Genomic DNA, 13,674 nt, shown 5'->3' on the forward strand with positions numbered 1-13,674 from the left:
GATGCAATTGGGGTTTGCATGGAAATAGTTGTCTACTTTAATAATCCAGTTTTTCGGCATGGGTGGTTTCTGCATCAAAGCGATACATTCTCAATTATTCTTCTGGTGGGAAGAAGCTCGCGCTTAAAGATTATATTTTGTAATTTATGTCTAAAATTGTTGCAATTGAGGTTACAGTGCCAAAACGGGTTGCATTGTACGCTAAGGGTGAAAAGCAGATTAGATAGGGCTTTGGGAGTTCAAATCTGATTTGAATTATGAGTAGCTTAGTATCAAACTACAATTAAGCTTATTTGTAAACCGTAGTTTTTATTGGCATCTAACTAAATTTGACAATATTTTTCACTAATTTACCCAAATTTAAAAATACGGGTTATAATAGTTTCAGTAGATAGCCCATGCGAATTTGAGTGCAGATAACCGAAAGGTTAAGGACTCGCTTTTGCGTGGGCTATTTGCTGTTTACCTATACTGAAGTCTATTTTTACTCCTTGTTTAAGTTGGAGTTACTAACTAAACTACAACGGACAAGAATATGATTACCCAACAATTCCGCCCAAGACGCACCAGCCAAAAAGCTGCTAGCAACGCTGGTAAAGTTCTACGTGACCCTAACTCTACTCCAGAGCAAAGGTCGGCGGCTGGATCTGCGCTAGTTCAACGGAGGTGGTCTTAATTCCCTTTCCGCCTGACCGCACAATCTTTTAATCTTTTGTGTTATTTTTGACTTGAAGGGGTCTGTACACCAGTGGGTTTAGAGCCACATTGTACGCAACCAATAAAAATAGAAAATGCCCCAATCAAACGCTTGCGTCAACCTCTGGCTATTGCTTTACTAGCTTCAATTAATTACTAGTTTGAATTTTTTACATCCATATAGTCGATACAAGTAACTCTTAACCAGAATATCAAGTCTAAAATAAGCTCAATTGGATATATTCTGGGGCTTGCTCAGTTAAAGATTCATCTAACAAATCATCCTCAAAATCATCGAAGTCTTCCTCCACATTTGATCGTGATATATATTCAGAAATTTGATGACCTGAATGAACTGGTTGTGGCAATAAAGTTACTATCTCTGCATCGATAAATGGAGAGGCTTCTCGCAGTCTATGTATTATTAATGTCCATTCTTCTGGCTTATCTTCTGATTGGAGAGATAACCAAGAAATTTCTAGCGCAGATTGGTTCCATCCTGGTTTTGATACTCTATCACGTTGCCTTGAATTTGCGGGTCTTTTTGCAGATTGAGGGGAACGACCTATTGAGTAAAAGGCAGAGCTAAAATCCGGGTTATGATAAATGCCACTATACCTGTTAAACCCAGATATAGGACAAACGTGAGCTACCAAACCATCACTGGAATATCGTAGTCTAGCTACACGCAGAAGTTGCGGATTTTGGCAAGAAAGAAGTTTGTTTTGATGCCAAAGATTATTTGGGTCTTTCGCCTCGTCTCCTGACACAAGTTTTAAAAGTGAAGGAAGGTCTTGGCGGAGATTTTGGTCATCTAATAATAGTAGAGTTGGATTTTTTATTTCTAAATCTGCAAAAGCTCGGCCCACAAAGTTTTTTATCTGCTCTGAGGTATAGTTTGAGTTATACTTCTGCTCAAACATGGCTACCGTGAATAAACTTTCATCATATGGCATCCAAGTCGGCCCATAATCCCCTGGTAAACACACCTGCATTTGAGATGAATTATTTTCTGAAGGGATTTTGATAAGTATAGGGATAACTACCTTTGTTTCTCCTTTATTTCGAGCGTTGAGGCGAATTATTTTGATAGCAATTATATCTAAATTATGAGGCAGTGATGTTTGATAAAACCCCGTATAAAAGGGTATACCTAAAGGAAAATTTAACTGACGCATTAAATCTAAAATTGCATTTAAGCACCTTGCTTTGTAAGCTTTTTTTTGTGTATTTAACTTGTTTTTTTTACTTTCATAGTTTTTAACTTGTTTTTCGTCATTAGAATCTATAGGAGCAAAGTCTTCTGGATTGATATATTCCGTTTCTGGTTGTAAAAATTGACTTACCCAACTTGCATAAGCGTGTCCCCAACGAATTGCTGCTTTTGGGTCAGTTAACCTCCTTTGCTTGTCGAATTTCCGGTAATCAACTAACTCGATAAGAATACCTCGTTTTTCGTTACTAGGTTTAGGCTGCGTTACCAGTTGGCGTTCGATTAGTCTAGCTCTGTTTTTGCTGGCGGCTGCTTTGGCTTGACCAGAATAAGAACCACCTAAAGATAAAGGAGAAAGCCATTCATTAGGCAAGGGAGTTTTGTCTACTTTCAATAAATAACTTTCTCCTAAACAGTTGGTAAATTTGTAAGTTTCATTGTCTATTTCTTGAACAGTTCCTTGTACTTGTTTGCTTTCTAAAAATTCTCTAAACACCTCTAACAAAGTGTTTACTGAATTAGACGAAATCCTAATGCGGTAGACTTGCTCACTGATGGTAAATGTTTCTTTAGGTTTAGAAAGTCGCCGTTTTCTGCAATGACTAAAGTCTATTTTATTGATGATTGGCGCTGCCACTACTCCAGGCGGTAAAGCTGTTGTTAATCTTTCAAATAACTCAAATCTATCAGCTGGTTCTAGCCCAACTCCTACTGGGTGAGAACCTAGTCGCGTTCTGTGTGATAGTAAATATTGTGGTGCATATTTTGCGGGGTCGCTTAAAAACTGCATTGGTTCTGGAATATCGATATGAGGAGCTATCATCGTCAAAATTTTGTCAATTCTAGCTTTCCAAATAACCGAGTCATGTCGCATTAACTTGAGGTTGATTAGAGTAGTTTCTCGTTCTACACTTGGATCTGAATTTGGCTTGAGCCATCCTAAATTTTCCATTGCTACATAAACGCTGCTGTCTTCTCCTTTCGGCAGGAATATTTTTTGTCTGGCACCGGGAAGTGGTTGATTTCCCGGATTGTCCCAAGCAGTCATAGGTTTAGAAATATAGCGTCTAATACCTGCTTGAAATAGCAACAAGTAGGGAGTTTTGCCGTTAGGAGGAGCGATATAAAACTTTAAGTAATATGAATACCTAGCTACTTGTTCAGCATTATTGGAAGGTGAATAGTTGATAGGAGGCCAGGTAACTAGATAAGCCTCTTTGCCAGTAGATGGAGACACCACTAAAGGCCAATATTCTTCATGACCATTAGCATTCCTTAAACCTAACTGAAATCCCTTTCTAGTTAACCAGCGTGCTATGAGTTCAGGCAAGACCACTTCTAGAACATCAAAGGGAGCATTTTTTAAATTTATGAGTTCCCAATTTAATTTGGCACGGCCTGACTCTATCTCAGCTAGGACGGATTTGACTACTTTCAGGTCATAGTTGACTGACAACCAATTTTGTATAATTGCCCAAAATTGGTTTAAATCAATTAAACCACTATAAGCATGAACAATTATCCAATACTCTGGTCTAATTTCTGGAACGCGAGAAAAGGAGTTAGGAAAAATGTAGAGAATGTCAGAGGCACAACCTCTTAAAGCTGCATAGAGACTCAGTATGGGAGGAGTATGGTCTACATCTGCTAGACCTTTTATAATGTCTATCCAAGTTACCGGCAGTCTTAATCCATACACTTCTCCCATGACTAAAGGGTCAAAATTATTATTGAATAACCAAGCTAAAGTCTGTAGCCTGTCAATGGGAGGTAATTGTTCTTGTGCTTGAGTCATTTTATTTACCGTCCGTTGCTATTATGTTCTAAATGTTCTACCAGAGCTTTTAGACGGTCATAAATTGACCCATATAAAATTCTGGCTAATTGTTGTTCTACCTGGGGTTTATTGCTATTAGGAGAAAGGTACTCTCCAAAAATTTCTACCCATCCTTTCAGGAGACTACGTTCTGCACCTTGTGGATAAAATGCTGAGTCACAGAAGAAGACTCTTGTAGGAACATTTCCTCTGGTAGCTCTGCCCAAAGCTTGTACTATAGAAACAGCTTGATCCCAAAGAAGTTCATGCCAAAAATCAACATCAATGGAAGCCGAGCCATGATGTGAAGCTCTGAGTCGTCGATGCCAGTTTTTGTAAGACAGGCTTCGCAATTTAGCGATCGCTTCTGCTGCCGTTTCTCCTAAGCTAGACGGTAAAATATTACTTCCTTGTAAAATATCATCAAATACCAAACGGTTTATCGCTCTAATTTGCCTACCGAAATCTGTTGGCACTGGGTAAGGGCGTACTAAAAAAAATACACTGCCCAAGTAGGCTTTGTTGGTTATTGGTGACAAAATGTTATATCCGCGTTGTACGGCTCCCAAAGGTGCTACCAATAAATCACGCCCTCTTGTTGAAAATTGTTCAACTTGTCCTCTTCGTAGGAGCCATTCAGCAATTTTTTCGTCTCTGTCTGATTGAAGACAATCTACCCGATTTCTCCACCTGCTAGATTCTTGCAATTCCTTAGCGACTAACTGTGCTTCTGGGTAACTGCCTGTAATTAGAATGACAGCTCTTGGTGTGCCAAGAGAATCCCAGTACTCTAACTCTTGTGTTATCCGGTCTTTACCACCACTGCCAAAAGCTAGATACTGAGTAAGTTGCAGTAGACTATCTTTTCGTCCTCTCCCAGAGCGTCCGCTAACTATTATTGCTTCTCCTGTACGATCTGGAACTCGGATGAATTCAAAATGGCTGTTAGACAGCGCTTCCACTGCTTCAGGGGGTGGAGATAGAATTGCACGGGGTTTAATCCCAATATTGAATTGGGGACTTCCAGGCGACCAAGAGGTGGCACTAGTTATTAGTGTGTGAGGCCCATAGTCGCCAGTTAAATTTACATACAAGTATGGAAACTTCAATAGCAAATAACGCCCCAAACCGAAGCAAGCTAAATATCTTAGTAAGCCCTTTGGAGTTTTCTCCTCTGTTTGGTCTACAAATTGATATCCTAACAGATGACCGAGAGGTGATTCTACATTTAAATCTATGTACTCATCTGGAGGATTTTGGCTTAAAGAAAGTCCTTTGCCTAGTTCCGCTGTCGCTAAGAGCCAGTAACGAACCAGTTCGTTTACCTGTCGATCCATTGCTGTTAGCAACACACTAAATTCTAATCTTTCTAATATCTGTTGTGTTTGTACTGATTGAGGAAGGTGCCAAGGTAAACGTTGTTGTAGCCAAATTCTCAGTTTTTTAATTAAATTTTCCCCTTTATCATTTCGGACATCGCTGACTAACTTTTCTAAATCATTTTCGCTGATTTCACTATCCTCTAACCCATTTGATGAAGGGCGGAGTAGATAGTACTTTTTAAATTCATCTTCTAAAAAGGATAAAATTCCTGATAATTCTGCTTCAGGGAAATCAGCCGGTGCTAATGAGCGTATATTATCAATTAACTGATAGTAAATTAAAGAATTATAAAGAGGCCACTCTCCTATCCATTTCCGTAAATGTATTTTTTCAAATAGCCGGACAAATATTGCGTCTGATAATCGCGAGGCTTCCCTAGCAACTCCTCTGAGTTCGTGGTAACGAGGGTCATTAAGTTGTGTTCTTCCTGAATAAAAAGCTTTCTCAGCTAAAGTATGTTCGATGAAATCAAGTATGGCTGTTTGAGAACCAGCTAAATCGTTAGAGGGAGCAAAGTCGTCTTCTATTGATACTTGTACTCTATCTACTTCGTCTACAATTAGTAAGGAGCAGTAATGATAGGCAGCTTCTAGTACCCGCATTTCAGTTCCTACTAATTCCGGAGGCATTGCCGTGTAAATAAAAGCAGCAGAAGTAGCCACCCAGACAGAGGCATTGATTAAATCACGGTTTGCTTGGTGAACCGGACAGATGGGAAGAAATGGGCAACTATGATATGTAACTTTGTCTGAGGAATTTTTTTCTTGTTTTTTGATGTCTTCTGGGCTTACTAAACTATGGCAGGGTTCTTGACCTGCCGGAATGGAACCCTCACCCAGTAGTCCGGAAAGGATACATTTTCCTGTTAGCCAAGGAAGAGCAGGATTGTCTAATAATTCTGCATTCTGAGTGTCTTCTACTGGATCATAGGGTTGGTATAAATCTTCTGGTTGTAGCTTGTTGGCGTGAGCCATTCCATATTGATACTGATGAGAACCTCTGGCTTTTCCCAATATTGGAGCAGCTGATAAGCCCATCTTTACGAAATCAGCTGCCATATTGATGGCATCAGTCACCGTATTAACAATAATGCAGATACGGAAATTTTTGTCGGATATTGCATATTTTTCACACAAATCATGTACCGACAAATAGATAATAGTACTTTTGCCAGAACCCGTAGGTCCTAATAAGTGAAAAATTCCATTTATTGTTAATTCATCAGTAGGCTCTAAGTTTTCTCCTATTAAAGATAGAGATGAATTTAACTGCTCCCATCTTTCAAGCCATTTTCGTCCTGGTAGTTTTTCTTCAAGTTTTATTGCTGATTCCCTTAAATCGCATAATCTTATTGTCAAAGGAGATAAAGGAGATGGGCGTCTTGGTTGCTCACTAACTGGTATTGCAGTGGTGCTAATGTTAGATAAGCACTCCTTAATTCCTTCAATTAGTTTAGTGGGAATAACTACTGAAACTGCTTGTGAATTAATATAAAAGCAATATTCTTTTTCTGATTTCGCCCAATTTCGCGATATGGGCTTATGCTCGGCTGGTTCATTTAATGCCTTGTTGATAGTTTCTACACGCAGCGGAACATAATTAACTACAGGTTGCCTGGTGTATGTTCCTGACTCTAAAGATACGTCAAAGAGCCTGATGCTTAGAGGTTGTTGACTATACCACAGAAGGGATTTGTTCCAAGCTGTTGCTGTGCGAATATACCGGACTCTATGACGTACTCTGGTGCAAGCTTCTATCAGCTTCTGGTTGTTCATTAATTCGGTCGGAATGAAGTTTGTTAATAAACTCCAGGCTTCTTTAATATTACTGTTGCTTGCACTTTGATAAATTTCGGCGTGGAGAGTTATTACTAATTCAACCTCAAAGAATCTTTTACTTTCTGTTTTGGTAAAGGTAACAGGAATTAAATCATCTTGTCCTAATCGGAGGAGTTCTTTACTAATCTCTTTTAACCAATCTTGCCAATCTCTCATTTTTGCTCCTCAGAGAATTTAAAATTTTTAACTTGACCAAGAAACTGTTTCAGCGAGAAAATACCTATATCTCTGAGAGCAGAGTTTTCTTGACATCTCACATCCCAAACAGCTTGAAATACTTTTTTATATTTACCTTTGTATCTGTAATCCGGAAAAATATAAAAAGCTTTATTCCATGCAGGAAATTGTTTGAAAGGTTTTAAAGAACAAGCCAGTTGTCTAGCATTTGCTTGGTCTTTCATATCTACTGCCCAAACTTTCCCATCTGGAAATTTAATCATTAAATCATAATTATCTACACTGGGCCAAAGGGAGCAATCTATGCCTAGATTGACTAGAGTATCTCTTAATTGGATTAATGACCGTTCTGGAGCCACTACAGAAGCCTGGATACCGCGAATAGTTCGCATTGATTCTGGACGGTATGGAATCCACTTTTCGGGAGCGTTTAGATTAACAAGTCGGGAACACAAATCGCTGTAACAAACTGCACGACGACGTGAAGAGCCTTGCCACTCCAAAGTCCATCCACATCTTGGACATAGTGCTATCTGTTCAACCCCATTTTGTTTAACCCGACAAGTTAGGGGGATACGTTCATAAGTGGCACATAATAAGGAGCGAATTTCAGGTTCCCAATCTAAATCGCTGTTAATAATTTTGGTTCCCCACTCTAAATGAGGATTTTGTACTAGAAATAGCCTAGCTTTTATGTATTGCTCATCTAACTTATTTTCAGAACAGTATTCCAGAATTTCTTTGAAAGGAATGTCTTGAATTTCTATGTCAGGATTGCCTGAGCGTATTCTTTCACTTAACTCGTAAGCTAAATCTGTAGGTTGTCCCAGAAATAAAAGTGAGCCGAAAAGATTAGCATCAGCCATTAATTCCCCGACTCCAGACCAATCTTCTACAGGTTGGTGTAGCCAATTTACTACCTCTTTATGATGCAAAGGTGGCATGGTTTTGTAGCTGATGCACAAGACAGATAATTGTTCAAGTCCAGATTTAATATGTTCGTTAGGACTAGTGATAGGAGGGACACTTTTTTTAGTGATTTGTTCTTGTTGTTCTACTAGTCCTACTGCTATGCAAGTAAGAATTTTTTTCGCTTGTATTGTTTTATCTGTCTCTATATTTGATGATTTGAACATAATTATCAGTGGGCTAAATGTACATTAATTTATAATCTGAATTTAACTAACAAAAGGTTAATATTCTTTTTTAAAAAAGGTAATAGAATGACTGGGTTACATCTCTAAAATTATCGCAATGAGTCTTACATATCATTTTGGCAATAGTAAATACTTAAAAGCATTTTGTATCCGCATTATTCAGTACATAAAGCTCGAAAAAGTAAGATAGTTTTCCAGCATCCATGTAGTTGATTAGCAGGTAAATCTTGAGTTACAGTGAATAATCCATTAACGCGCCTACTCGCAAAACGTAACCAAGTAAGGAAAAGTTTGTCCAGTAGAATATTTAGGGAGCGGCTTGTCCTGCGTGGATCGTTTGGTCTTATAGCAAGTTTGAGAGCAATTTCTAAGACATTGGCATAAATCCCATCATCTACCTGTTCTATCTTTTCTTGAATATTAATTAAACTGGCTATCTGAATTAAGTCTTGTTCTAATCGTGAGCATAAACTTTTGTTTCCAGTATTGACTGCATGATCTGACGCTACAATCAGGGCAAACATTGCAGTAGATGGTTCGTTCTTATAAATTTCAACTACATTGAGATTTGTCACTAGACTGTTAAGTTTATCTGTTAAATCTTTGTAGATTGGTAAGTCTAGAATTATTCCAATAATCAATAACCATTCATTTTTAGATAGAGGCTCACTAGAAAGAGTATCAATAGCATTTTCTACCAATGCTTTTAAATTATTAGATGCAACTTGATGTCCTAAGTCTGTTCCAAGTAAAGGAGTTAAGTAGTCGCTGCGTTCTCCGCCTAGTAGAGATCCCAAGTTATTTTGAGCCAGAGATGAGTCATCATGAAATAATTTTGTAGCAAGGTATTGCTGACCTTCAACAGTTTTAACAGCAAAGGCAGCTATCTTTGCTGGAACTTCTACTGCTTTGAGAAACTCTGAATCATGCTCTACTAAGATTGCTGCCAGTCCATGAACTACCAGATTCATCCTGCTAAGTCGCCGAGGGTGGAGAACATCATTCCAGAATTCTGGATTGCGATCAAGAATGTCGGCACTCATTGGGAGAAACCTAGTATTCCTTTCTAAGACTTGAGTCAACTCTTCTAATTGCATTGTGGGATGGTAGAGCAGATTATGCAGTTTACTTGCATGTGCCCAAATCATTGCTAGTTGAATAGACGATACCCATTCTCTCGTCTCACTCCAGTAACTAAACTCACTACCCAAGAGATTAAGAATCGCTTTAAATAATCGGAAGTGAATTTCACCCAGTTCATCAAAAAGTTCGTCAAGGATATTTTGAACTAAGCCAGCTGAGTCGGGACAAAGCAGTGCTAAATCAATCAGATGTAGTTTGCATACCGGAGATGCTAGTTGAGGTACAAGCCTATGTAGCAAAGCTTGTCTCTCGGTTGATGGTAACTGGCTAAATGCTTCTCTTACTTGCATAGGAAGTTTCACCGGAAGACAAGCAAGACGTTCTAGGCAAATCTCAAGTCCTTCGGTAAGCAATAAGGATTCTGCTGCCCTGTTTAATTTTTCATGAAAGTTCAAATTTTCTGCTGCACATAGTTCAAGATGAAAATGTCGTAGCAGACCAGCACCTGATGAAGGGATTAACTCATCAATTCTAAAGGTATGAGCGTGACGTAATTTCTGCTCAAATGATAAGTAAAAAACTGCTGCTGATTGATTACGCCATACATTTGCTTGGTCAATACGTCTGCGGAGGTCTGTGGTGGATAGAATTTCGCCAATCACCTTTTCAAACCTAGAATTATCACAGTCAAACCAGAAATGATGCGATCGCAAAACTTGTTCGCGTACATTAGGATTATCTGATGCCAGAAGCATTACATCGTCTTGCCACACATAAATTATTGAGTCTGCTTCATTGATAAAGCGGAGTTGAATGGAAGAATTACTCTGAACTGCCTGAATTTTAAAAGCTGTTTGTGGCTGTAATGCTGTAATTATAGTATCTTGGTCATTAATCGCTGTTGCGATCGCTGGTAAAAATTCTAATACCGGAAATACGAGAGAACTGGGCGAACCTGGCAATGTGAGATTGATAGATTCAACCATTTGAATCTGAAGATAAGCCATCAATTCAGGATCGGTATTGAGTTCATCCTTTAGGATTTCTGGAAGCTCCCGGTAAAACTGCTGCAACATTATTTGGTTCAAGTCTTGCAGTGATTCATCACCTTCTTGCTCTCGCCCCAGATAAAGAATAATGTTCTTGATTAATTGCGCCACAGAAATACTTAACTCTGGGTTGGCTTTAAAACGTCTGTCTATTATTCGTAGCTCAAGCCACTCAAAATATTTCTGCCAACGATTGGGAGTCTCATTGATAGCGTTAATTTCGATTTCCCAAAATTTAAGACCTTGAAAATACAAAGTGCTAATGTCTTGGCTGATAAAATCAAGCCCATCACTATTTAGATCAATATTGGGCAATAAATGTCGAACACCAAAAATACCAGTATATAAATTTTCTAAAATCCAATCAGAGTAAGCAATGGCTATTTCTTCTGAAAAATTGGTATCTACCCAAATTTCGCCGATTGAATCTTGTGTTGCGCGTAAGCACTCAAAGATAAACATCATTTCACCGTCAGGGCTAGGTGAGCCTTCAGGTAGCGGAGGACGCTGAAGTCTATGCAAATCTAATAAACAAGAGGCGACGTAGCGACGAATGACTGTTAGTTCTTCCGTTTCCCGAATTCTTCCATTCTCTATTTGTGCTTGCTTCAAATGATAAATAATTTCTTTACTGTTGATGGGAATGTACCGAATGTTACTAGTGCGGAGTTGTAAAATTTTCTTGTAGTAACTTGTTTCATTTAGATCCCCTTTTACCCGTAATGCCTCCAAAATATCTAACACACCAATGATTGGCACAATGTTATCTCGATTCGGGTATTTGCTGAAGAAGCGATCGTCAATCCAAATAACATCTCCTGGCTGAGGCGTATATCTAAATAAGTCGTATACTGTTAATCCATTCTCTTTCCATGAATGCAGCAACTCAAGCTCTTGTTCGGAGTCAGGATTTGCAACTGCGATCGCTTCATATTTTCCTTGCTCTAATCCAGTTGAAACACGCTGAATAAGCCCTCTCTGCCATCTTATAACTTCAGATGAATGCTCATAGGCATTGATTGCTGCCTGTCCTTCACGAATACAGTCATGTGTTACAAAAACTCGAAAATGGCGACAGACTCTTGCCAGTAAATCTGACCCAGCCAAGAGATTAGCTAACTCAGAGTTAACAAATATCAAGTCATTCCGTGCTGGTAACTTTGGTGGCAAATCTTGATACCTTTGATCCCCAAGATCATTCAATGCCGTTTCATATGAGTTACTGGATAAAATGCCTTCTTGTTTCAACACTTCGACCAACGCACGACAGTTGATCATTCGTTGCTGATCTGCTTCATCAAGCGTAACGGGCTGTTTTACATCGTTGTTATCTAGTCGTGCTAACGGCAAGAACTCAACCACAAAACCGTTTTCTGCACGAGCTTGCTCCAGCAAAATAGTTGATTGTTCACCCAATTGTTCGATTAATTCATTAAATTCTGGTGTTGGAGACTGAGATAGTTCTCGTAATTGTCCTGATTGATACAGTCGTATGATTTCGCGGTGATTTGCTAGCCGAGAAGGTTGATGCTGTAGGAAGTACTCACACTCTTGCAAAAGAGCAATTGGTAGTGTTGCAGAAATCCGAATTGGACTAAATCGTCGTTCCACTACATCCAAAATACCAAGGTGAGCAGCTAGCAAAAAGGCTGATATGTCTAGGTGCAGTCGCCATTGATTGCTGGAGTCTGCAAATTCTTCTGGAAAGGGACGGGCCCCATAGCGTATCAATACTGCTGGCTGAATATGGGGATTAGGTTTGTTAGCATTTTCATTGAGAAGAACTCGGAAAATGCTAGTGAGTGCCAATCTACGCGCTTGGGCAATTAAATGGATCGGAGCTTCAGCATTGTCATATTTGCGATTCATTGAAGCCGCATTTTCTGCCCATTCTCTTTGTAGTTCAAGAAGTTCATGCACTTCTACAGCATGAAATGGGCCTTCTCCGCTTATAGCAAGAATCCTTGCCCGTTGTGCAAAAGGTTGGACTTCACGATCTAATCCCAAGTTGTATCCTAATGTAATCACTTCCCCTAAAATTTCGGGTTCAATTGTTGCAGTAATTGCCTGCTGCCATAACTGACGTGACAATTCAGGATCTTCTGATAATAACCACCTTGCTACCTGCAACAGGGCATTTGGGTGAACATTTTCATGCCTTAATAGTCGGGAAGCTGTAATCGCTACTCCTCGAAGATTTCCTTGATCTCGCTGAAGTCCTATCAAGGTTACTAAGTTTTCAACCGTCTCTTGCGATCGCACTAAATCCTCTGCCTCAGCGACAGCTTGTGAAATCAACCCTAGTTTGGCTTGACAATAGGCTCTGAAGCGACGCAAATATGGAGGTAAGTTCCCACCAGGGAAAAGCCGTTGATGCTTATTCAAAAGTTGAAAGCATTGCTCATAGCGACCAGCCTGTGAAGCAGATTGTGCTGCCAGACCCAGAGCATCTGCTGTTCCTACTGTGTTTACTAAATCATCTGCCTTATCGGCTACATAAGCCCAGTTTTGTAAACTAGCTTGCAACTGACAAGATTCCCATAAATATTGACCATTACGGCTTTCCTGCCAGCTTTTATCTAGATATTCAGCAAATTCCTGCCATTCACCGCTCATCCGCGCTTTTTCTCTACGGATACCTTCTTGAATACTGCGACGAAAACTGAGATTGCTACAGCTTTCGGCTTCTTGAAACGCAGTATCAAACTCTCCGTTTATTGCTAAAGCTTGAATATGCCAAAAAAGCCATAATTCTTGGTTTCCAGTTTGCTCAAATTTCTCTCTGTTACGATTTAGTAACTCTAAGGCTTGCTTAGTAATCCCAAAATAAATATATATTCCAAACAGAGCCGCAATACGCTCAATATCGTTGCCTGACTTTTCCACAAATACTTCCAATACTTGCTGACTGGCAACTAAATCAATTTCATAATTGCGAACAGTTCCCCAAACAATTGCTTGTGGATTAGTTGGGTCTTCAGCAAGAAGGGTACGGCATAAGTCTTGAGCTTCTGACTGACGGTCTGGGTCGTTAGCTAAACAAGCTAAATACCACACTTGCCAATACTGGCGTTCTTTCTCTCCTCGCTCAGTTTGAGATGCCAAGTGGTTAAACTTATCTGCTGCCATGCGTAGACGTTTTAAACTTTCGTCGTCTCGCTTAATTAATGACCAGTCAACAGGCTGAGGGTAGTTGATTAAACGCTTAGGGACAGCAGGTGAGAGTACACTGTAGTAATTGATCGTAGCCTCAGATATCTGA

At 39.4% G+C, this 13,674-nt stretch carries 5 protein-coding genes; 1 reads left to right on the top strand and 4 read right to left on the bottom strand.

Translation table 11 applies throughout. The features are described from left to right. Window positions 1–535: 535 nt before the first annotated feature. Complete coding sequence (locus ACWATR_RS37080; protein ID WP_289794568.1) at window positions 536–676, top strand: hypothetical protein; 141 nt, start codon at window positions 536–538, stop codon at window positions 674–676. 238 nt (window positions 677–914) lie between these two features. Here the strand turns inward: ACWATR_RS37080 and ACWATR_RS37085 are convergent, their stop codons facing one another. The 4 genes from ACWATR_RS37085 to ACWATR_RS37100 all read right to left on the bottom strand — a co-directional run bounded on the left by ACWATR_RS37085 (window position 915) and on the right by ACWATR_RS37100 (window position 13,541). After that, window positions 915–3,704, bottom strand: coding sequence for a pPIWI_RE module domain-containing protein (locus ACWATR_RS37085; protein ID WP_460344440.1), 2,790 nt, complete (start codon window positions 3,702–3,704; stop codon window positions 915–917). 5 nt (window positions 3,705–3,709) lie between these two features. Next, window positions 3,710–7,102, bottom strand: coding sequence for a pPIWI_RE_Z domain-containing protein (locus ACWATR_RS37090; RefSeq protein ID WP_460344443.1), 3,393 nt, complete (start codon window positions 7,100–7,102; stop codon window positions 3,710–3,712). Further along, window positions 7,099–8,259, bottom strand: coding sequence for a restriction endonuclease-related protein (locus ACWATR_RS37095; RefSeq protein ID WP_460344446.1), 1,161 nt, complete (start codon window positions 8,257–8,259; stop codon window positions 7,099–7,101). Before ACWATR_RS37095 ends, ACWATR_RS37090 begins: the two co-directional genes overlap by 4 nt. Window positions 8,260–8,435: 176 nt before the next feature. Further along, the gene (locus ACWATR_RS37100) at window positions 8,436–13,541 is read right to left on the bottom strand and encodes an HTH domain-containing protein (protein ID WP_460344449.1); all 5,106 of its coding nucleotides are present in this window, start codon (window positions 13,539–13,541) and stop codon (window positions 8,436–8,438) included. Window positions 13,542–13,674 lie beyond the last annotated feature (133 nt).

It is taken from the genome of Nostoc sp. UIC 10890 (assembly GCF_054786515.1).

Coding starts and splice junctions, on each gene's coding strand:
- ACWATR_RS37090 (WP_460344443.1), bottom strand. CDS start 7,102: ATGAGAGATTGGCAAGATTGGTTAAAAGAGATTAGTAAAGAACTCCTC.
- ACWATR_RS37080 (WP_289794568.1), top strand. CDS start 536: ATGATTACCCAACAATTCCGCCCAAGACGCACCAGCCAAAAAGCTGCT.
- ACWATR_RS37085 (WP_460344440.1), bottom strand. CDS start 3,704: ATGACTCAAGCACAAGAACAATTACCTCCCATTGACAGGCTACAGACT.
- ACWATR_RS37100 (WP_460344449.1), bottom strand. CDS start 13,541: ATGGCAGCAGATAAGTTTAACCACTTGGCATCTCAAACTGAGCGAGGA.
- ACWATR_RS37095 (WP_460344446.1), bottom strand. CDS start 8,259: ATGTTCAAATCATCAAATATAGAGACAGATAAAACAATACAAGCGAAA.